This window comes from Ruegeria sp. 6PALISEP08, from assembly GCF_001238295.1.
GTDB lineage: Bacteria > Pseudomonadota > Alphaproteobacteria > Rhodobacterales > Rhodobacteraceae > Ruegeria.
The window spans coordinates 22,874-43,251 of record NZ_LGXZ01000009.1 but is presented as its reverse complement, the minus strand read 5'-3'; the positions used below and the strand labels follow the sequence as shown (position 1 = coordinate 43,251).

Below are 20,378 nucleotides of genomic sequence, written 5' to 3'. Positions count from 1 at the left end.
GGGAAGGTCAAGGGTCTATGGCAATTTTCTATTTGTCGGACCCGCGCATGTTTCGCTCCATCATTCGCTGATAGAGGCGCGGCGACAGGCGATTCAGCCACCATGATATACGCGCCACACGGCCAACCGGTATCATGGGCTGCGATTTGTCCAACCCGCGCAGGATCGTTTCAGCGGCTGCATCAGGGCTCATCTCGTCCAATCCGTCCTTTGCCGATCCGGGTCGCGCAGTGCCATCCGCCTGTTCTTGCGCGTTGCCGGGGTTGGTGGCCACAAAAGACGGCGCTGCAATCTGAACCTGAACGCCATGAGGTGCCTCTTCGGAGCGGAGCGACTTGAAAAACCCTTCGAGCGCGTGTTTCGAGGCAGCATATGCCGTCCGGTGATAAAGCGGTGCGAACCCGGCCACGGACGAGATCGCCAAGTGTATCCCTTTTGATGCGCGGACCGGTTGCAATAACGCGCGGGCCATTTCAACGGCTGCAAAATAGTTGATGTCGAACACCATTCGGTGACTGGCGGCGTCAGACTGATCAAACCCTCGAATTTGCGTAACCCCGGCGTTGTAGATGACCAGATCTATGCTGTCGCTGGATCTGACGGCCTTTTGCGTTGCACTGGCAAGCTGTTCGGGATCTGTCAGATCGCAGGCGATTGGCAGCTGGGTCGGCCCGGAGACCAGGCCCGAAACATCAAGGTCCAGCAACACGACGCGCCAACCGCGGACTTGCAGAGCGCGGCTCAGGGCTTGCCCCAAACCACCCGCCCCGCCTGATATGACAGCGGTTTTCATAGTCCGGCCTGCTTTTGCCAAAGCGCGAACACCTCGGCGCTGGTTTTTTCGGGTGTGTAGCCGAATTCTGATTTGAGGGCTGAGTTGTCCAGAACCGGCCGATATTGCAGGAACCGCACTTGTTCCGGCCCATAGCGTGACAGGCCCAGCGGACGCGCGGCGGCCAAAGCCGCTTTTAGTGCCCAGGCGGGCAGACGCAGAACCGGCTTCCCCATGGCGCGGGCCAGATCGGTGACACCCATCGCGCCGTCGCCGGCGACGTTGAAGATACCTGGTGGCCCGTCCGTGACAGCGCGCCGCAGTATACGTGCCAAGTCGTGCGTCCAGATAAACACAAAAGGACTTTCGCTGCCGGTCACCGCCAGCAGTCGAGGTTTGTGAAACAGGGCGGTGATCTGGTTTTCGGTTCCAGCCCCCAGAACCGTTCCTACGCGCAGAACGACCTGTTCAAGATCAGGGGCAGCTCTACGGGCTTCGGCCAGCGCTTCCTCGACCTGTCGTTTGTGATCTGAATAGGGGAATTCGGGATTGCCCCGCAGCGGGTCACTCTCGCGCAGCGGAACACGGTTGTCCGCGTGATACCCATAAGCAGCGCCGGACGATGTGACCACCAACCGGCGCACCCCGTTAGCGATGGCCGCGTTCACCACCTTGCGGGTCCCTTCGACGTCAACAGCGTATGCTGCCGCGCGTCCCATCTTGGGCGGGGGCGTCACGATAGAAGCCAGATGCACGATGACATCCGGCTTCACCTTGGTAATCACGCGAGCAGGCGCGTCACTTGTCACGTCCATGGGCAGAAAGGCGACGTGTTCCGGCAGCGTCTCCGGGCGTTTGAGGTCGGTGGCAAAGACCTCATGTCCCTCAAGTTCGGGCAGTAGTGCTTGCCCGACCATACCGGCGGCGCCTGTGATCAGAATACGGGTCATCGCGCGGCCTCGGTTCGGGCCATGACCGACGCCAGGGCAATGCCCGAAATCGCGTGCCAGATGCCCCAGAACGCGGCAACAACGGCCATGCCGCCCAGCCCGTGGAAGAAGGCGAAGATCAAGACCAACCCAAGCCCTGAGTTTTGAATGCCAGTCTCGATGGTGATCGCGCGACGGTCGAAGGGGGACAGCCGGGTCAGAGTGGCCACGACCCAACCGCCCCCCAGCGCCAAGGCGTTGTGAAGGACCACAAGCCCGGCAACAGCCCCGGCAAAACTGAGGAAGAACCCCCAGTTGGCGGCCAGGGCAAGCAGGATGAAGGCGGCAAAGATACCCATCGACAGGTATTGCAGCGGCCCGCGCAGGCGGGCGGTCAGGGCGGGTCGACGCTGATTCAGTGTGATGCCCAGAACCAGCGGCAGGATCAGCATCAGGCCAACGAGAATGGCGATTTGCACAGGGTCGATCTGTATCTGCTGCAGGATCGCGCGGGTCGGCGGATACAGCCCACCCCAAAGCGCGATATTGAAGGGGGTCATGAAAATCGCTCCGATGGTGGCGAATGCGGTCATCGACACGGACAGCGCCGCATTGCCGCCGGCCCGATGCGTGATGAAGTTCGAGATATTTCCGCCCGGACAAGCCGCCACGAGGATCAGCCCCAGCGCAATAGACGCACGCGGTTCCGTGACCCATACCAGCGCAAAGGTCAGCGCAGGCAGAACGACGAATTGAGACAGCAGCCCGACAATCACCGGTTTCGGCGCGCGTCTCAGACGATCAAATTCCCGTGGCGTCAAATCGATCGCGATTGAAAACATCACAATCGCCAGGATCGCGTTTAACAGGGTCAGCGACGCTGGGCTAAAATTCAGCGTGATCTCGTCGATACCACTCATACGGCGGCTTTCCGCAGCCGTTCAATCCAGCCAGTGACAGCCTTTCTGTAGGTGGCCTTGTCGACGTAATAGGCCATGCGGGGCAGGTCGATATAGTTCATGCCTCCGGTGGCGCGCTTGTAGTCTTTTTGTTTATCGGCTTTCAGATCGGCCGCCGCCGGGCAACCGTTTTGAAGACCCTTGATATAGCGCGCCACCATCTCGGCCTGTTCGTGCCTCCCTTGCCAGCCCAGACCCGTGGCCTCGACCATGCCCAACACAAACAGATCGTCTCGTTCGGGGTGTATGGTGTTCAGGTAAAGATGCGGAGCATCGCCCCGCCAGTTCAGGAGATCCTTGCCGATGAACGGATAGTGCAGCTTGTATCCGGTTGCGGCGAGGATCATGTCATAGTCTTCTCTGGTGCCGTCCTTGAAGTGAACGGTGTGACCCTCCAGCCGTTCGATATCGGGGCGAATGCGCAGATCACCATGGCCCGCGTGATACAGCACCAGTGAATTCACCACCGGATGGCTTTCGTAAAGCCGATAATCCGGTTTGGGAAAGCCGTATTTCTGCGGGTCACCGACAAACCAGCTGAGGATCAGGCTGTCCACTTTGCGTTTTAACCACATGGGCAGGCGGATCTTGCCACCCATCGTGTCAGCGGGTTTTCCAAAAACGTATTTCGGGACGAAATAGTATCCGCGGCGCATCGACAGATCGCAGCGTTTTGCGTGATGGATGGCGTCTACCGCGATGTCACAGCCGGAATTGCCCGCCCCCACGACCAACACGCGTTTGCCGTCGAATTGGCTGGGGTACCGATACCGCGAGGCATGGATCAACTCGCCGTCGAACGATCCGGGAAAGCTGGGCATGTTCGGTTCCGACAGGGTGCCGTTTGCTATCATGACCCCTGCGAAGTCAGCCTGGTGGTCGCCCTCTGCATCGCGCCAGTTGATACGCCAGCCTTCTCCCGGATTGCCCAGTGGTGTGATCCGGGTGACTTCAGCGTTGAACCTGTAGTTCTTGCGCAATCCGAAATGATCCGCAAATGCACGAAAATAGTCGCGCATCGCCCTGTGCGAGGGGTACTCGGCCACCGCCTGATCCATCGGGAAATCATCGAACTCGGTCATACGCTTGGACGAGATCAGATGCGCTGTCTCATACATGGTTGATCTGGGGGCATCGATGTCCCACAGACCGCCCACGTCCGAATGCAGCTCGAACCCCTGAAATGCGATGCCCTGTTCCTTCAGCACCTTGGCTGCGGCCAATCCCATCGGTCCCGCCCCGATCAAGGCGAATGCGTCGCGCGTTTCTGTCATGAACCCTCCCAAAGCTCGCGAGGCTTAACTTGAACGATCGACCAAAATAAGGCAAGATGAAATTCATGAGTCTGAAAAACATCGAAAAACCAAGGCAAAGGGCGCCCTCCAAGCGGTCTTTGGTGACGCGCGCGCGGATCATGGATGCTGCGGAATTGGTCTTTGCCGAACGGGGATTCGAAGGTGCCTCGATCCGCGATATCGCCGCTTTGGCCGGGGTGCAGATCGGCCTTGTGCACCATCACGGCGGTGGAAAAGAGGAACTTTTCTATCGAACCGTCGCCCGCCGCGCGGATGAATTGGCGCAGCTACGAGTCGAGGCGCTGACCAAAGCCAGGGCCGACGGACCGCTGACATTGCGCAGCATTCTGGACAGCTTCATCCGCCCTTATGTAGAACTGGCTGAATCTGGTGGACCGGGATGGATGGCCTATGGCCGACTGGTCGCGCATGTGTCCGTCGATCCACGGTGGAGCGACATTGCAGCAGAGTGTTTCGATCCGACGGCCCAACGTTTCATTGCCGAGATTGCGACTCTTTATCCCGATGTCGATCCTGCCGTGTTGGCTAGCGGTCAGGTGTATTCTGTCTCGGCCATGCTGGCGCATCTCAACAGCGGCTGGCGGGTCGAGGCGCTGTCGCAGGGTGGCGATCAGCCTGACCTAGAGCCATTGGTCGCGTTCTGCGCCGCCGGAATCGCGGCGATGGTCCAAACCAGTCGGGGCTGACTGCGCTTCACTCCTGCTGCAAGTGATCAAACAGCATCGTACTGAACACGGAAGGAGACGTGCGCACAGCGCTGGGTGAGGCAAAAAATCCAAGCATCACGATCAGCAGTATCAAGGCTGCCGCCGCAATACAGGCTGCTGAGAGTTGAACGACTGAACGTACCATCGCGTAAATTCCTTTCCTTTTTGCCGAAATCCCGGCATCGCCAGCCGCGTCAGCCGAACTTGGCCAGCTCTTGCTTCAGCCGCTCATTCTCTGCCTGCAACTGGGCCAGCTGCTGTCCAAGCGTGTTCAGATGGGGGCGCAGCTCGGCTTCGGTGAAGCGCGGGGTGATGTGGCGCGGGCAGTTCCAATCCAGCGCCTCGACCCGGATTATGACAGCCCGTTCCGCCGGGGCCTCGGCCTCATCGGGATACAAACTGGCGGCGGCGGCTTCGCCTTCGGTAAACTCGACACGTCCCAGGATCTTCAGGCGGCGCTGGTTGGCGTAATCCATTAGGATCATCGCGATCCGATCATTGCCATCCAGATTCCCGCGCGAGATATACTGCTTGTTGCCTGAAAAATCCGCATAGCCGATGGTCTGCGGCCCCAGCACTTTCAAAAATCCTACGGGCCCACCGCGATACTGCACATAGGGCCAGCCGGTTTCGGATACTGTGGATTGGTAAAACCCGTCCCGTGCCTGAATGAACTCTTTCTCAGGTTCACCGATCAGATGGCCCTGCTGTGGCCCATCTTCGATGAACTTGGCATAGGTTTTTGCCGAGCCCATCCGCTCTTGATGGGCGCGGACGGCTGGGGTGAAGGCGCGTTCGGAAAATGCACGGGGCATGGTATGTCCTTTCAAAGACCCAAATCTGACAATCCGGGATGATCCTCGGGGCGTTCGCCCTGCGGCCAGTGAAACAGGCGGTCATCCTCGGTGATCGGCAGATCATTTAGTGAAGCGTGGCGGTGTGACATGCGCCCGTCTTCCGCAAATTCCCAGTTCTCGTTGCCATAGGAGCGGAACCATTGGCCGCTGTCGTCTCGCCATTCATAAGCATAGCGCACGGAAATGCGGTTTTCCGCAAAAGCCCAGAGTTCCTTGATCAGGCGATAGTCCAGTTCCTTCCGCCATTTGCGCGTCAAAAAGGCGTGGATGTCGGTGTGACCGGACAGAAACTCGACCCGGTTTCGCCATTGACTGTCATCGGTGTAGGCCGACGTCACCCGATCAGGGTCACGACTGTTCCAGGCGTTTTCAGCCATACGTATTTTCTGAGTGGCGGTTTCAAACGTGAAAGGGGGCAGAGGCGGACGAGGCATTGGGCAGAGATCTTTCAGGTGAGTGAGGCGGCCAGAAGGGCCATGGTCAGAAGGAACGGAACGTACTGAGGTGGGAAAATACTAGCGCGACGTTTCATCGGTCAGGTCCTTTGGTGTACAGATCGGTTAACTTCTGAGTTCAAAGTGTACCGATCTGTTAACTTTTGCAAGGGCAAGTTTAAAAAAATATCAGTGTGAGATTTTTGACTCTAATTAAGCTTAATAAAATCAAAGGCTTGACCTGTTGTTATTGTACTTCGTGTTTCGGGCTAATATGTACTGAACGGTACACTAAGGAGCCGAATCATGCGCCCAAACAAACGGGACGAACTGGTGAGCAAGGCCCTAAAGGTCTTTTACCGCGATGGGTTTCACGCGACTGGCATGGATAAGCTGGTGGTGGAAACGGGTGTGTCCAAAACGTCGATGTACAAGCATTTCCGCACCAAGGAGGAATTGATCCTCGCAGCACTGCGTCTGCGGGACGAAAACTTCCGTGAATGGTTCTTCAAACGTATCAATGAGATGGCAGAGACACCGGCCGAGCAAATCCTGGTCAGTTTTGATGCCCTGAAAGAATGGTTCGAAGAAGATGAATTCCGGGGTTGCATGTTCATCAAAGCAGGCGCTGAATTCCAAGACCGGGATCACCCTATCCATGTGCAGGCAGCCGAGCATAAGCAACTGCTTCTAGACCATTTCACGGCAGTCGCAGAGCAGGCAGGTGCGCGTGATCCTCAGAAATTGGCCTGTCAGATCGTGCTTTTGCAGGAGGGGGCAATTGTTTCTGCCGTTCTGCTTCAAAACTGCGATCCGGCGCAAGACGCCAAGGATGCGGCGAAAAACCTGCTGGCCACGGCGTTGGGCTAAACCTGCTTAAGCAAACAGGTTCTTATTATATCCGCGGGTAAGGAACGTTGCGTTGTTTCATTGCAGGACGCGGCGTCACATGCATTGGCGTGAATCGGGCGGAGCGCTAGGCTTTGCGTAAAGACTGACTGGAGAGCGTTCGATGCCACTTTTCACTTCCACCGCCGCGTGGGTCACCGACGAACACCGCATGTTTGCCGACATGGTGGGCCGGTTCATGGATGACGAACTGTCGCCCAATATCGAAACCTGGGTCGAAAAGGGCGTCGTGGATCGCGACTTCTGGCGCAAAGCAGGCGAAACTGGTCTGATGGCAGGGGCAATCCCTGAAGAATACGGAGGTGTCGGTGGCGGTATGGGGTTCGATGCGATCACCGCCTATGAACAGGGCGCGCGCGGTGATGCTGGTTGGGGATATGGCATTCAGTCGATCGTGACGCACTACCTCACCGCCTATGGCAGCGAGGACCAAAAGCAGAAATGGCTGCCCAAACTTGCCTCGGGCGAGATGGTCGCTGCGCTGGCGATGACGGAACCCAGCACCGGATCAGATGTACAGGCTGTGCGGACGACGGCCGAGAAAGACGGCAATTCCTACCGTCTGAACGGTTCGAAAATCTTCATCACGAATGGGCAGACCGCGGATCTGATCATCGTGGCAGCCAAGACCGACAAGTCCGAAGGCGCGCGTGGTGTGTCCTTGATCGTGGTTGAAACCGAAGGGGCCGACGGCTTCCGACGGGGACGAAACCTTAAAAAACTGGGTATGAAGGGCAACGACACAGCCGAGCTGTTTTTTGAAGACGTCAAAGTGCCGATGACGAACCTGTTGGGGGCCGAAGAAGGGCAGGGCTTCTACCAGCTTATGAAACAACTGCCGTGGGAACGGCTGAACATCGCGATTATGGCGCTGGGCGCGATTGATTTCGCCATCGCTGAAACAGTCAAATACGTGCAGGAACGCAAAGCTTTCGGTCAGCGGGTGATGGACTTCCAGAACACCCGGTTCAAACTGGCGGAATGCAAGACCAAGGCCGAGGTTCTGCGTAGCTTCATCAACGATTGTATCGGCAGGCTGGAAGCAGGAGAGCTGGACGCGGCCACCGCCTCGATGGCGAAATACTGGGGATCAGAGGTGCAGAACGAGATCATGCATGAATGCCTGCAACTGTTCGGCGGTTATGGCTTCATGATGGAATATTCGATTGCACGTCTTTATGCGGATGCGCGGGTGCAGATGATCTATGGCGGCACCAATGAGGTCATGAAAGAACTGATCGCGCGCTCGCTCGACGTCTGAAGCTATCCGGGACCTCCCGCCTGTCTTCATCATTCCTGACGGAATGCCTTCTCCGGTTGGGCCCGGCAGGCCAGGGCAATGCCCGCGCCTGCGAGGTCTTTTTGGTCGCAGATGCGCCTTGATGTGCCCGCTTGCAAAGGGCGGGAAACGGCATGATGATCCGGGCAAAAGACTCAGAGGTCCGATGTGAACGATCCCGAAAATGCTCTGTGGCGCAGCACTTGCACCGAGACGGTCTCAGCACCGCCATTGACCGCTGATACTGCTGTTGATCTGGCGGTCATTGGCGGAGGATACACCGGCTGCTCCGCCGCTTTGACAGCCGCCCAGGCTGGTGCGTCGGTCTGTCTGCTGGAAGCGCAAGGGATCGGTTACGGCGGATCAGGCCGTAATGTCGGTTTGGCCAATGCGGGTCTTTGGTTGCCACCGGACGAAATCCGCGCGCATGTCGGACAGGCGGCAGGGGATCGTCTGATCGACCTGCTGGCGCAGGCCCCGTCAGATGTGTTCGCATTGATTGAAAATCACGGCATCGATTGTGAACCTGTGCGCAACGGAACCCTGCATTGCGCGCATTCAGAAGCCGGATTGAAGAACCTGCAAACGCGCTATGCACAGCTGAGCACATCAGGCGCGCCGGTGGAACTGTTGTCGGCGGATCAGGCCCGCGAAAGAACCGGCAGCGATGCGTTCCATGGGGCGTTGTTCGACCCCCGCGCAGGAACCATTCAGCCTTTGGCTTATGTGGTGGGATTGGCCCGAGCGGCTATGCAGGCCGGGGCGCAAATACACGAGCAAAGCCCGGTACAGTCCATGCGCAACGAAAACGACCAATGGGTGCTGACCACACCGGGAGGGGTGGTTCGAGCCAAGTCTGTCATTCAGGCGACCAACGCCTATCACCTGGGCTTGCCAGACACCGCGCCCGCCTACGTACCGGTCTACTACTTCCAGTACGCAACCACTCCGTTGTCGCACAATCTGCGGGCCAGCATTCTGCCGAAAGAAGAGGGGTGCTGGGATACCGGTTTGATCATGACGTCGTTCCGGTTGGATAAGGCGGGGCGGATGATTATTGGTGGTATGGGCGATCTGGGAAATGCGGGCCAAGGTGCACATTCCGGCTGGGTTCGACGCAAGCTGGCCGAGCTCTATCCTCAACTGGCCGACCAACCGTTTGAACAGGGGTGGCACGGGCGCATCGCGATGACTTCGGACCATATTCCGAAGATCACGAAGATCGGTCCCAACGCTTTGGCCGCGCACGGGTATTCAGGACGCGGCATCGGACCGGGCACGGTGTTCGGTCGCATGATGGCCGAAAGCCTTCTGGCGAATGACCTCTCTCTCTTGCCGGTTCCTGCCGTGTCCGAGCATCACGAAAGCTGGACACGCGTGCGCCGCGCCTTTTTCGAAACTGGCGCGGCACTGACACATCTGGTAAAGGCGCGGTTCTGAGGTCAGACAGACCGGGTGATACCTCCATCCACCCGGATGTTCTGCCCGGTGATGTAGCCGCCCCCTTCAGAGGCCAGCAGAGCCACGACCGAGGCGATCTCGTCATAGCTACGCCCATAGCGCCCCATCGGGATGCGACTGCGGAACTCTTCTTTCTCGGGCAGGCTGTCGATGAAGCCAGGCAGGACGTTGTTCATGCGGACATTCTCGGCGGCATATTTGTCCGAGAACAGCTTGGTGAAGGCGGCCAGACCGGCCCGGAACACGCCCGAAGTTGGAAAAACCGGATCAGGTTCGAACGCCGCAAAGGTTGATACATTGATGATCGACCCACCACCCTGCGCCTGCATGATCGGGGTCACCAGCCGCGTCGGGCGGACCACGTTCAGGAAATAGACATCCATGCCGGTGTGCCAATCCTCATCGGTTAACTCAAGGATCGAGGCGCGGGGGCCGTGACCGGCGGAATTGACCAGTACGTCAATGCGTCCCCAATGGGCCATTGCTGCATCGACAAGCTTCTGCAAATCCTCGGTGGACTGGTTCGAGCCGGTAACACCGACGCCACCCAGCTCGTGTGCCAAAGCTTCGCCTTTGCCCGAGGCGGACAGAATGCCAACCTTGTATCCGTCCGCCGCCAGCCTCCGAGCGGAATCTGCGCCCATGCCGCTGCCGCCTGCCGTAATAAGTGCTACTTTTTCCATCTGATCTCTCCGTTTTCATTTGTTCCCAAGATGGCGATCTGAACTCGGTTTGACCAATCAGTTCTGCTGGTTCTATGCTGTAGAAAATTTACAGGATAAAACTATGGCCGCCCTTCCACCTCTGAACGCCTTGCGGGCTTTCGAAGCGTCTGCGCGTCATTTGAACTTTCGGCTGGCCGCCGAAGAACTTGGCGTGACACAAGGCGCTGTCGCGCAGCAAGTGAGGGGGCTTGAGGCTAGGTTGGACGAAGCTCTATTCGACCGTCTACCGCGTGGTTTGCGGCTGACCGAAGCCGGACGCAGGTTTCATGCGCCTTTGCGCAGGGCCTTCCGGTTGATCGAAGAAGCTGTAGAAGAGTTATCTCCGGATCGTCGGATCATTTTATCGGTCACGCCCAGCTTTGCCTCAAAATGGCTGGTACCGAGGCTATCGAATTTCATCGACTTACATCCGGATATCTCGGTTCAGGTGGACGCACGCGAACGCCTGGCCGATTTCAAATCGGATGGCGTGGATTTGGCAGTCAGGCAAGGCAGGGCGCCGTTTGGTTCTGAATTGGATGCGGTACCATTGTTCTCAGCCGAGTTCATTCCCGTGTGTTGCCCTGTCATCGCTGAACAAGTCAGCAATCCCTCTGACCTGCTGGGGCAAGTCCTATTGAATGACACCCACGGGCTGTGGCCCATGTTTCTGGAAAGGGTGGGCGTAAACGGAAAGCCTCGGATGATGAACTTCAGCCAGACCAGCCTGGCGATTGATGCCGCCCTTTCGGGTCAGGGGATTGCCTTGGCCGATGCGCCACTGGTGGCGGGCGGGATTGCCACGGGCCACCTTGTTCAACCACTTAACGACGTCTTGATCGAAGACCTGGGGTTTTATGTGGTTGCGCCTCGCAAGCCGCGTCAGCCGCAACTGGTTGACGTCATGCGCAACTGGCTGCTGTCTCAGGTCTGAAGGGTGGCCGCGATGGCCTCGATCCGGGCACGCAACCAGCGATGGGCAGGATCATTTGCAGATCGCTGATGCCAGACCATGTAGATGGAAACGGGCGCGCATTCGAAAGGCAGCGGTGCGCAATCCAACGCGGCCAGCGGACCTTGCTTCATCAGCGCCGTGTCGGTTGAGATCAGGTCACTGCCCTGCACGAAAGCCGGGATTGCATTGAAATGCGGCAGGGTCACAACCGCTGGCCTGATCTGGCTTTGATCAACGCCACGCATGACAGCGCGGGCGTTGCGGCCATCGGCAAAGCGCACCTCGACATGCTCGCTGTCGCAATAGGCCTGCCAGCTGTCCGGCGGTTTACGTTGCGCGGCGTCGTAGAAAACCATCAAGGGGCTGATCATCAGGCGTTTCTGAAAGATATCCGGGCCGTCCGGAGGTAAAGGAGTCAGCATCAGCTGACACCGGTCGCTGCGCAGCAGATCGGGGTCGGGCACGCCTGACGGGATGAATTCCAATTGCAGACGCGCGCCCTCGGCGCGGAATTCGCGCAGCAAACGTGGAAAGATCAACTCGCGCGGCATGTCATTGGTGGCGATGCGTATGTCGATCTGTTCGGACAAGGGGTTGAACGGTCGACCCTGGGTCAGTGCGCGCATCCCGTCCAATACGCTTTGCGCCGGGTCTTTCAGGGACAAGGCGCGTTCGGTCGGGATCAGGCCCTGACCGGAACGGACAAACAGCGGGTCGCCCAGCACCTGCCGTAGCTTGGCCAACGTATGACTGATCGCTGATTGCGTGACACCCAGTCGGTCCGCGGCTTTCGAAACAGAACTTTCCTCGAGTATGGTCAGAAATGTGCGCAGGACCTTGCCGTCGAGATCAGTGAAATCAATTTTTTTCATACCGCTTATGATTAAGCATGAATGGTTTTGCTGTCCATGGCGGGTTAGAGGTCGAGCAGCAGCAGGAGGCATAGGATGGGAATCCGCTTTTTCTCGGATAGAAACAGGCCCGTTCACATGGGCCGTTACCCGCTGGAGCGGCTGGCCAGGATGGGCGACATCCCGGACCTGTCGCTCGTACCTTCGATGACTGACCTGAGTTTTCACCGACCAGAGCAACCCGACAGCATCGTCAACGCGATGCGAGAGTTTCAGGCGATGATGGACGCGATCCGCGATGGGTTGGTGAACCCGATTGCGTCAGATATCCCATCAGACCCGCTTGAACGCGCCAACCATCTGAAAGCATTTGGGTATTTCAACGACGCGTCAATGATGGGTTGCGGACCGTTGCCGTCAGACGCGTTGCTGGCGGAACCACGCCGCAACCCTGATATCGACCGGCTTGCCCATGCGTTGCGCACCCGGCAGACCAAGACGCTGGCCTCGGGCATTGACGTCATCATGGCTGATCTGAAAGACAGTATGGAGGCTGCGCCGAAGCCGATCGACAGCCACCGTCACAGCATCGTGTTCCTCTACGAACACAACCGTGACCCAGACCCGTCTGAACCCGGTGCGGACTGGATTGCAAACGCGCAGGATCATCGCGCCTGTCTGCTGGCGACCGAAAACGCGGTGGTCATCGCCAACTATATCCGCCTGCTGGGCTATGACGCGCGGGCGCACAGCATGATGTCCTCTGAGGTCGATCTGGGTAAGTTGGCAGTTGCCGCTGGTTTGGCCTCGGTCGAAAACGGCAAGATCGTCGTGCCTTGGCTGGGCACGCGATTTGGTTTGGCCGCTGTGACGACCGAGATGCCGATAGCCCATGATCGACCGCTTGAACCTATGGCGCAACAGCCGTGGTTTCGGACGCAAGGACCTGCCTGGTGGTTGGGAAAGGGTTTTGCCAAGAATGCGCTGAACCGTGACCCGTATTCAAAACGGCGCTACGTTGACGGGGCGCATCCCTTCGAGAAACTCAAGCGGGTCGAGACCCCAACCACTTATATAGACGAAGAAAATGTCGCCCGTGTGCCCAAACGCGCCGACATGTTTGCCCGTGCGCAATTCGGGGATATGGGCAAATCGCTGCAGGATGCGGCGAAGGGCGGCTATTACGTCCGCAAGGCCGCGCCCAGCTTTGCTCAACGTCGTGCCTTAGGTGCCTTCGTGCTGTTGCAGGACGGCGAAAGCACGAATGCACCTAAGCCCACCAACGCCCAACGTAATGCGGCCAACATCAAGGCGGCGACCTATTTTCTGGGGGTCGATGCAGTGGGCCTCAGCCGCTGCCCAGAATGGGCTTGGTACTCCCATGACGTAACCGGCGAGGTAATCGAGCCGCCTCATAATCAGGCCATCAGCATGATCATCGATCAGGGCTATGAAACGATGGAGGGCGCCAGCGGTGACGACTGGATCAGCGTCGCCCAATCCATGCGCGCCTATCTGCGGTTTTCGCTTCTGGGCGGAGTGATTGCACAACAGATCCGCAACCTCGGCTACAAGGCTAAGGCGCATACGGTGATGGATGGTGAGGTTCTGCAACCTCCGCTGCTGTTGCTGTCTGGTCTGGGTGAGGTGAGCCGGATCGGAGAAGTCATACTGAATCCCTACCTCGGCCCACGCCTGAAATCCGGTGCGGTGACCACAGATATGCCGATGGAGCACGACAAACCCATTGATTTCGGCCTGCAAACCTTCTGCGAAAGCTGCAACAAATGCGCACGCGAGTGCCCATCTGGCGCAATAACTGCCGGGCCGAAGCTGATGTTCAACGGCTATGAAATCTGGAAATCCGACAGCCAGAAATGCGCCACATACCGGGTCACAACACCGGGTGGCGCGATGTGCGGACGGTGCATGAAAACCTGCCCGTGGAACCTCGAAGGTATCTTCAAGGAACGCCCTTTTCGATGGGCTGCGATGAACATCCCCTCTGCGGCGCCTGCAATGGCCAAACTGGACGATGCGGTCGGCAATGGCGGCTTGAACGACATCAAAAAATGGTGGTGGGATATCGAGTTGCAGTCCGACGGAGCGTATCGTCCCACAACCCATCCGCTGAACAGGCGCGATCTGCAAAAGGATCTGGACCTGAAGTTCGAGGATCAGACCCTGGCCGTTTATCCGGCCTATCTGGCACCGCACCCTTGGCCCTATCCGTTTGCCATGGATCGTGAGGCTGGAATTGCGGCCTACGAGGCCATGGTGACAGCCGATGAATACAAGGCCCGCAGGGCCAGCGGGGATATGTCGGTTATCCACCGCTATCAGGTTGCAGGTGATGCACCTGTGATGCGGGTTGCCGTGACCAAGGTCGATAGGATGACCTCAGACGTTACGAAGTATGAATTCTCACCTCTGGACGGTGCGCCCCTGCCGGGATGGACAGCGGGCGCACATCTGGACGTGCTCGTCGCGCCGGAATTCCTGCGGCAATATTCGATGTCCGGCGACCCATCGGATCAGGGAACCTATCAGATCGGCGTGCTGCGCGAGGATGAGGGGCGTGGCGGTTCGGCCCTGCTGCACCGCATCTTTTCCGAGGGGCGCAAGGTCTTCATCTCAAAACCGATCAATCATTTTGAACTGGATGAAACGGCAACCAAAGCATTCCTTATGGGCGGCGGCATCGGCATCACTCCGATGATTGCCTTTGCTCATCGCCTGAACGCTTTGGGTCGGGAGTTCGAGCTGCACTACTCAGCCAGCACGCGGGACGGGGCAGGGTATCTGGAGGATCTGGCCGCGATGCCTTGGGCAGATCGCGTGCATTATCATTTCTCAGATGAAGGTACTCGCGCCGATCTGGATGTAATCTTGTCCGGCTATCAGGACGGCTGGCATGTCTACACCTGCGGGCCGGATCGTTACATGGACGGGGTGATACAAGCGGCAGAGCGGCAGGGTTTCCCCGAAGAGTCCCGGCATCTGGAATACTTCTCGGTTCCCGAACAGCCCGAATATGAGAACCATCCGTTTGAACTCAAGCTGGCGCGTTCGGGGAAAACGCTAACCGTGCCCGCAGACAAGGATGCGGCACAGGTTCTGAACGAGGCAGGTTTTCACGTGGATGTGAAATGCGCCGACGGCATCTGCGGCGTGTGTAAGTGCGGCGTGATTACGGGTGAGATCGAACACCGGGATTTCGTTTTGTCCAAGAAACAGCGTGAAGGGGCAATGATCCTGTGCCAAAGCCGCGCGGCGGAACCGGATGGGGTGATCGAGCTTGATCTCTGACCCCGGCCTAAAAGCGACATCTAGAATTTGAATTTTGGTCGTTCGGCCCATGGACGCCGGACAAGGGGTGAATTAACGTCGCCGCGAACCCAGATATTCCTGACCAACAGGTACGAGGTAGCTTCATGGATTATCACAGCCCCGCCAGCTTTGCCGAAGCTTCGGCTTTGGCCGCAAATGCGACGGGCATCACACGTTTTCTGGCAGGCGGCACCGACGTATTGGTGCAGTTGCGCTCGGAACTGGTGAAGCCTGATACGCTGATCGACATCAAGAAAATCAACGGTGTACACGACATCACCCGCAATGCTGATGGCAGCTGGACGCTGGGCGTCGCCACAACCGGTGCAGAGATGAGCGAGCACCCCGAGTTGGGCCAAGACTGGCCGGGCGTGGTTGAGGCGATGGACCTGATCGGCTCAACCCAGGTGCAAGGACGCGCAACGCTGACCGGAAACTTGTGCAACGGCTCACCGGCGGCTGATTCCGTGCCTGCCATGGTTGCAGCTGGTGTGACTGTCACGGTCACGGGACCGGATGGCACGCGTGAGGTCGCGGTCGAAGATATCCCGACCGGCCCCGGCAAGACCTCATTGACGAAGGGTGAGGTGGTCTCGGCCGTCAACATCCCCGCCCGTGGCGAGAATGCAGGCGATGCCTATTTGCGCTTCATCCCGCGCACCGAAATGGACATCGCTGTGGTTGGCGTAGGTGTAGACCTGCGACTGGACGGCGATACCATCATCGAGGCCCGCGTTTCGCTGGGCGCGGTCGCTCCGACCGTTCTGCTGGTTGAGGACTGCGCCAAGGCCATCCTTGGCAGCACTTTGGACGATGCGACCCTGGATGCACTGGCCGCCGCCGCGTCTGCTGCCTGCAACCCGATTGACGACAAGCGCGGCACCATCGCGTTCCGCACCGAGGTCGTTGGCGTTCTGGCCAAACGCGCCGCGAAAATCGCCTATGCCCGCGCGAAGGGAGAAAACGCATGAGCAAGCTCCACGTATCCACCACCGTGAACGGAGACGCGGTCGAATACCTCTGTGACCCGCGCGAAACCCTGCTGGACTGTCTGCGCGACAAGCTGAACCTGACCGGCGCGAAAGAAGGCTGTGGTACCGGCGATTGCGGTGCCTGTTCTGTCACCGTTGATGGCCGTCTGGTCTGTTCCTGCCTGATGCTGGGGGTCGAGGCCGAGGGCAAGCAGATCGAAACCGTTGAAGGCATTGCAGACGGCGACGTTCTGCATCCGCTGCAACAGAAGATGATCGAATACGCGGCTTTGCAGTGTGGTATCTGCACCCCGGGCATTCTGGTGGCGGCCAAGTCGCTGCTCGAGAAAAACCCAAACCCGACCGAAGAGGAAACGCGGTATTGGCTGGCAGGCAACCTTTGCCGCTGCACCGGCTATGACAAGATCATTCGCGCCGTGATGGATACAGCGGCTGAACTGCGGGAGGCGTCATAATGGCTCTGGACGATCGTAAATCAGACTTCACTTTTGTGGGCACCCGCCCCAACCGTCCTGACGGTCTGGACAAGGTGACAGGTCGCGCCAAGTTCGGTGCGGATATCTCGGCCCCCGGTATGCTGCATGGTGCTGTTCTGCGATCCCCTCACGCTCATGCGCGGATCGTGAAGATCGACGCGTCAAAGGCCGAGGCGCACAAAGACGTCAAAGCCATTGTAACGCGTGCTGACTTTGCCGATGTACCCTTCAGGCCGGGGCTCGAGGGCGAGTTTTATAACGTTCTCGAAAACGTCATGGCCGGCGAAAAAGCGCTCTATGACGGTCACGCGGTGGCTGCGGTTGCGGCGACATCCGCTCTGGCCGCACGGGATGCGCTTAAGCTGATCGAGGTTGAATACGAGGTGCTGCCTCACGTCACCGATGTGGACAAGGCGATGACCCCCGATGCACCTGTGATCCGGGAAGGGGCCGCGGATTATTCTGTGCCCGAAGGGATGCATCCAAACGTTGTCCGTTATCACGAAAGTGGTCACGGTGATGTCGAGGCTGGCTTTGCCGACGCTGATCTGGTCATTGAAGACAGCTTTGTGACTGAGGCGACCCACCAGGGTTATATCGAACCGCACGCCTGTCTGGGGATGCTGGGCAATGACGGCAAGGGTGAGCTGTGGTGCACCACCCAAGGTCACTGGATCGCACAAAAGACCTGTGCGGCCCTGCTGGGGATCGAAACCTCGCAACTGCGTGTCACCGCATCCGAGATCGGTGGCGGTTTCGGCGGTAAAACGACGGTGTTTATCGAACCTGTCGCGCTGGCGCTCAGCCGTAAGGCCAACCGTCCGGTCAAGGTCGTCATGACGCGGTCGGAAGTGTTTCGTGCCACTGGACCAACTTCTTCCGCATCAATGGATGTGAAGATCGGCATGAAGAAGGACGGCACGATCTCGGCAGCACAAGGAGTGTTCCGTTTGCAAGGCGGGGCCTTCCCGGGTGCTCCGGGCGATATGACCGCCATGTGCGCCTTTGCGCCGTACAACCTGAACAACGTCAAGCAGATCGGTTACGACGTGATGTCGAACCGCCCGAAACAGGCGGCCTACCGCGCGCCGGGCGCGCCTATGGGTGCCTTCGCCGTAGAGTCGGTCATTGATGAGCTGTGCAACAAGCTGGGCCTCGATCCGGTCGACGTGCGCCTGAAAAACGCCGCGCATGAGGGCACCAAGGCCAGCTATGGCCCGACCTACGAGCGTATCGGTCTGGTTGAAACACTCGAAGCTGCCAAGGCGCATCCGCACTATGCGGCCCCCCTGAAACCGGGGCAGGGGCGCGGGATTTCCTGTGGCTTCTGGTTCAACCATGGTGGTGAGACTTCGGTGTCTCTGGCGTTGTCCGAGGACGGCTCGGCACAGTTGATGGTCGGGACACCTGACATTGGCGGGTCGCGGGCATCCATGGCGCTGATGGCCGCCGAGGTTCTGGGCATCGCCTATGAGAACATCCGTGTGACCGTCGCCGATACAGCGACACTTGGTTACAACGACGTGAGCCACGGTTCGCGTGTGACTTACGCGTCAGGCCTGGCCACGATCAAGGCCGCAAAACACGCGGTCGAGAAACTGTGTGAACGCGCGGCGGCCAAATGGGGCATCCCGGTGGATGCGGTGAAATGGGAGAACGGCTGCGCCGTGCCCTCGGGTCCCAATGCGGGCGATTTCGATCCGATGCCACTGGCTGATATCACCGCTGATATGGGGTCCACCGGTGGTCCGATCTCAGGCCATTTCGAGGCGACCCCTGAAGGTGCTGGCGTATCCTTTGGCACCCATATCGTCGATGCCGAGGTCGATCCGGAAACCGGTAAGACCAGCGTCACCCGCTATACGGTCATTCAGGATGCCGGTAAGGCGATCCATCCCACCTATGTCGAGGGCCAGTTCCAAGGCGGTGCGGCACAGGGTATAGGCTGGGCGCTGAACGAGGAATATGTCTATGGCGAGGATGGCCGGTTGCAGAACTCGATCTTCCTCGACTATCGCATCCCCGTTGCCAGCGACCTGCCGATGATCGACACTGTGATTGTCGAAGTGCCCAACCCCGGCCACCCGTTTGGTGTGCGCGGTGTTGGCGAGACAGGCATCGTGCCGCCTTTGGCCGCAATCGCCAACGCGGTGTCCAATGCGGCGGGTGTTCGGATGAAGCAACTGCCGATGTCCCCCCCGCGCATTCTGGCTGCGCTCAAGGACAATGGTTGAGGTCCATCTCTGGTCCGGCCTCCGGTCATTGACCGGGGGCCATCATGTGGTCGAGGTCGAGGCCAAAACCACCGGAGAGCTTCTGGTGGCGTTGGTCCAGGCGCATCCGCAATTGCAGGCACCAATTGATGCGGGCGTCTCCATCGCAATCAACGGGCGCGTTATTGCCACCGGGCTGACGGAACCAATCCCCGAGGGCAGCGAAATCTATCTGATGCAACGCCTCAGGGGCGGTTAAGCATCAGGCGACCACGGCTCGCGCCCGACCATCCGGTCGGCTTCGGCTGTGATGTCGTTCATGTGCTGCTCAAGGCTCAGGCGCAGGGCTTCAAGTTCTTCTTCGCTGGCCTTGCGAGGCACCGTATCGGTCCATTCACGGCACAAGAACACCCCTTCATTACGCCATGGGCGTGGCATCAGTAGGCGATCCCATGTACCGGCCTCGCGCCCATGTTTCGCAGAAAAGGTGATGCCGAACACCCGTTTGCCCGAGGTACGCGCCCAAACCAGGGGCACAGTCGACAGCACCCGTTCTGGCCCGCGTGGTCCATCGGCAGCAATACCGATGGAAATACCTTGCTTCATCTTTCCAAGCACTTCGCGCGACAGGGCCACGTGCCGCTTGTGGCTGGACATGGCGATTGTGTCCATGCCGAATTGCTCTTGCACCCGACCGACCATGCTGCCGGCGCGGGCAGCGGACGTGATCGAACAGATCCTGCCTTTGTCCAGTGGGAAGAAATACGGGGACTGCGCCAGTCGCTGGTGCCACAGCACAACGATAACCGGCTCACCCTGTTCGGCCAATTGGTCCAACTCTTCATACCCGATACGCTGCCAGCGCGTGGTTCGATTGACCAATCGAATATAGCTGGCAATCCGACGTGCCACCCAGTTCAGCACAACTTCGCTGTCAGCGATCTTCTTGCGGAGGTTCACGCGGGCTTCCTTTTACTGGCCGGACCTTGTCTTATCGCACTGCACGTTTTGCGCAACTTGTTTGTCGGATCAGATAGTGGTGCGGAATCTAAAAAAGCCTCTTGAGTCCGCCGCGCGGCTGGCATATCTGGGGCTCACCACAGGGGTATAGCTCAGTTGGTAGAGCGACGGTCTCCAAAACCGTAGGTCGCGGGTTCGAACCCTGCTGCCCCTGCCATTTTCCTTTCTTTGCGTTGAGTGGTCGTTGATCTGAGGATTGTGTGTATCGAAACCT

At 58.7% G+C, this 20,378-nt stretch carries 20 protein-coding genes and 1 tRNA gene; 11 read left to right on the top strand and 10 right to left on the bottom strand.

Going from position 1 to position 20,378, the window contains the following annotated elements; genetic code table 11:
• Positions 1-28: 28 nt before the first annotated feature.
• The 4 genes from ALB80_RS14165 to ALB80_RS14150 are packed head-to-tail and all read right to left on the bottom strand — an operon-like array spanning position 29 to position 3,934.
• On the bottom strand, positions 29-793 hold the full coding sequence (locus tag ALB80_RS14165; protein WP_050604742.1) for an SDR family oxidoreductase: 765 nt from the start codon (positions 791-793) through the stop codon (positions 29-31).
• Positions 790-1,722, bottom strand: a complete 933-nt coding sequence (locus ALB80_RS14160) for an SDR family oxidoreductase (protein WP_050604741.1) — start codon at positions 1,720-1,722, stop codon at positions 790-792. The genes ALB80_RS14165 and ALB80_RS14160 overlap by 4 nt, the downstream gene beginning before the upstream one ends.
• A complete protein-coding gene (locus tag ALB80_RS14155; RefSeq protein ID WP_050604740.1) occupies positions 1,719-2,621 on the bottom strand; it encodes a bile acid:sodium symporter family protein in 903 nt (300 codons plus the stop codon). Before ALB80_RS14155 ends, ALB80_RS14160 begins: the two co-directional genes overlap by 4 nt.
• Entirely contained in the window at positions 2,618-3,934 is a 1,317-nt protein-coding gene (locus ALB80_RS14150) for an NAD(P)/FAD-dependent oxidoreductase (RefSeq protein WP_050604739.1), read from the bottom strand. The genes ALB80_RS14155 and ALB80_RS14150 overlap by 4 nt, the downstream gene beginning before the upstream one ends.
• Positions 3,935-3,999: 65 nt before the next feature.
• Between ALB80_RS14150 and ALB80_RS14145 the strand changes: the two genes are divergently transcribed.
• Positions 4,000-4,662, top strand: a complete 663-nt coding sequence (locus tag ALB80_RS14145; protein WP_050604738.1) for a TetR/AcrR family transcriptional regulator — start codon at positions 4,000-4,002, stop codon at positions 4,660-4,662.
• A gap of 7 nt (positions 4,663-4,669) precedes the next feature.
• Here the strand turns inward: ALB80_RS14145 and ALB80_RS22220 are convergent, their stop codons facing one another.
• From ALB80_RS22220 to ALB80_RS14135, 3 genes are read right to left on the bottom strand one after another with little or no spacing between them, the layout of a single operon-like run.
• Complete coding sequence (locus ALB80_RS22220; RefSeq protein ID WP_157054215.1) at positions 4,670-4,828, bottom strand: hypothetical protein; 159 nt, start codon at positions 4,826-4,828, stop codon at positions 4,670-4,672.
• 49 nt (positions 4,829-4,877) lie between these two features.
• Complete coding sequence (locus ALB80_RS14140) at positions 4,878-5,498, bottom strand: pyridoxamine 5'-phosphate oxidase family protein (RefSeq protein ID WP_050604737.1); 621 nt, start codon at positions 5,496-5,498, stop codon at positions 4,878-4,880.
• Positions 5,499-5,509: 11 nt separating this feature from the next.
• The gene (locus ALB80_RS14135) at positions 5,510-5,974 is read right to left on the bottom strand and encodes a nuclear transport factor 2 family protein (RefSeq protein ID WP_050604736.1); all 465 of its coding nucleotides are present in this window, start codon (positions 5,972-5,974) and stop codon (positions 5,510-5,512) included.
• A 306-nt stretch (positions 5,975-6,280) separates the two neighbouring features.
• On the opposite strand from ALB80_RS14135, the gene ALB80_RS14130 reads away from it, so the two are divergent.
• The 3 genes from ALB80_RS14130 to ALB80_RS14120 all read left to right on the top strand — a co-directional run bounded on the left by ALB80_RS14130 (position 6,281) and on the right by ALB80_RS14120 (position 9,602).
• A complete protein-coding gene (locus ALB80_RS14130) occupies positions 6,281-6,844 on the top strand; it encodes a TetR/AcrR family transcriptional regulator (protein WP_050604735.1) in 564 nt (187 codons plus the stop codon).
• 142 nt (positions 6,845-6,986) lie between these two features.
• Positions 6,987-8,144, top strand: a complete 1,158-nt coding sequence (locus ALB80_RS14125; protein ID WP_050604734.1) for an acyl-CoA dehydrogenase family protein — start codon at positions 6,987-6,989, stop codon at positions 8,142-8,144.
• A gap of 186 nt (positions 8,145-8,330) precedes the next feature.
• Positions 8,331-9,602 carry an FAD-binding oxidoreductase gene (locus ALB80_RS14120; protein WP_050604733.1) on the top strand — a complete coding sequence of 424 codons (1,272 nt, stop codon included), beginning with the start codon at positions 8,331-8,333 and terminating at the stop codon, positions 9,600-9,602.
• Positions 9,603-9,604: 2 nt separating this feature from the next.
• Here the strand turns inward: ALB80_RS14120 and ALB80_RS14115 are convergent, their stop codons facing one another.
• On the bottom strand, positions 9,605-10,306 hold the full coding sequence (locus ALB80_RS14115) for an SDR family oxidoreductase (protein WP_050604732.1): 702 nt from the start codon (positions 10,304-10,306) through the stop codon (positions 9,605-9,607).
• 103 nt (positions 10,307-10,409) lie between these two features.
• Between ALB80_RS14115 and ALB80_RS14110 the strand changes: the two genes are divergently transcribed.
• Positions 10,410-11,261 (top strand): LysR substrate-binding domain-containing protein, encoded by an 852-nt coding sequence (locus tag ALB80_RS14110; protein WP_050604731.1) that lies wholly within the window; start codon positions 10,410-10,412, stop codon positions 11,259-11,261.
• On the opposite strand, the gene ALB80_RS14105 is transcribed toward ALB80_RS14110, so the two are convergent.
• Entirely contained in the window at positions 11,252-12,154 is a 903-nt protein-coding gene (locus tag ALB80_RS14105; protein ID WP_050604730.1) for a LysR family transcriptional regulator, read from the bottom strand. The two genes, ALB80_RS14110 and ALB80_RS14105, sit on opposite strands and share 10 nt — an antisense overlap.
• A gap of 75 nt (positions 12,155-12,229) precedes the next feature.
• On the opposite strand from ALB80_RS14105, the gene ALB80_RS14100 reads away from it, so the two are divergent.
• The 5 genes from ALB80_RS14100 (at position 12,230) to ALB80_RS14080 (ending at position 19,403) form a co-directional block, all read left to right on the top strand.
• Positions 12,230-15,442 (top strand): reductive dehalogenase, encoded by a 3,213-nt coding sequence (locus ALB80_RS14100; protein WP_050604729.1) that lies wholly within the window; start codon positions 12,230-12,232, stop codon positions 15,440-15,442.
• Between the two features lie 125 nt (positions 15,443-15,567).
• Positions 15,568-16,434 (top strand): xanthine dehydrogenase family protein subunit M, encoded by an 867-nt coding sequence (locus ALB80_RS14095; protein WP_050604728.1) that lies wholly within the window; start codon positions 15,568-15,570, stop codon positions 16,432-16,434.
• Positions 16,431-16,910 (top strand): (2Fe-2S)-binding protein, encoded by a 480-nt coding sequence (locus ALB80_RS14090; RefSeq protein WP_050604727.1) that lies wholly within the window; start codon positions 16,431-16,433, stop codon positions 16,908-16,910. Before ALB80_RS14095 ends, ALB80_RS14090 begins: the two co-directional genes overlap by 4 nt.
• Entirely contained in the window at positions 16,910-19,165 is a 2,256-nt protein-coding gene (locus tag ALB80_RS14085) for a xanthine dehydrogenase family protein molybdopterin-binding subunit (protein WP_050604726.1), read from the top strand. The genes ALB80_RS14090 and ALB80_RS14085 overlap by 1 nt, the downstream gene beginning before the upstream one ends.
• Positions 19,158-19,403: a MoaD/ThiS family protein gene (locus ALB80_RS14080; protein ID WP_050604725.1), complete on the top strand. Its 246-nt coding sequence runs from the start codon at positions 19,158-19,160 to the stop codon at positions 19,401-19,403. The genes ALB80_RS14085 and ALB80_RS14080 overlap by 8 nt, the downstream gene beginning before the upstream one ends.
• Here ALB80_RS14080 and ALB80_RS14075 read toward each other — a convergent pair.
• Entirely contained in the window at positions 19,400-20,104 is a 705-nt protein-coding gene (locus ALB80_RS14075; RefSeq protein ID WP_050604724.1) for a lysophospholipid acyltransferase family protein, read from the bottom strand. The genes ALB80_RS14080 and ALB80_RS14075 overlap by 4 nt on opposite strands.
• 141 nt (positions 20,105-20,245) lie before the next feature.
• Here ALB80_RS14075 and ALB80_RS14070 point away from each other — a divergent pair.
• A tRNA-Trp gene (locus ALB80_RS14070) sits at positions 20,246-20,321 on the top strand.
• Positions 20,322-20,378: the final 57 nt, after the last annotated feature.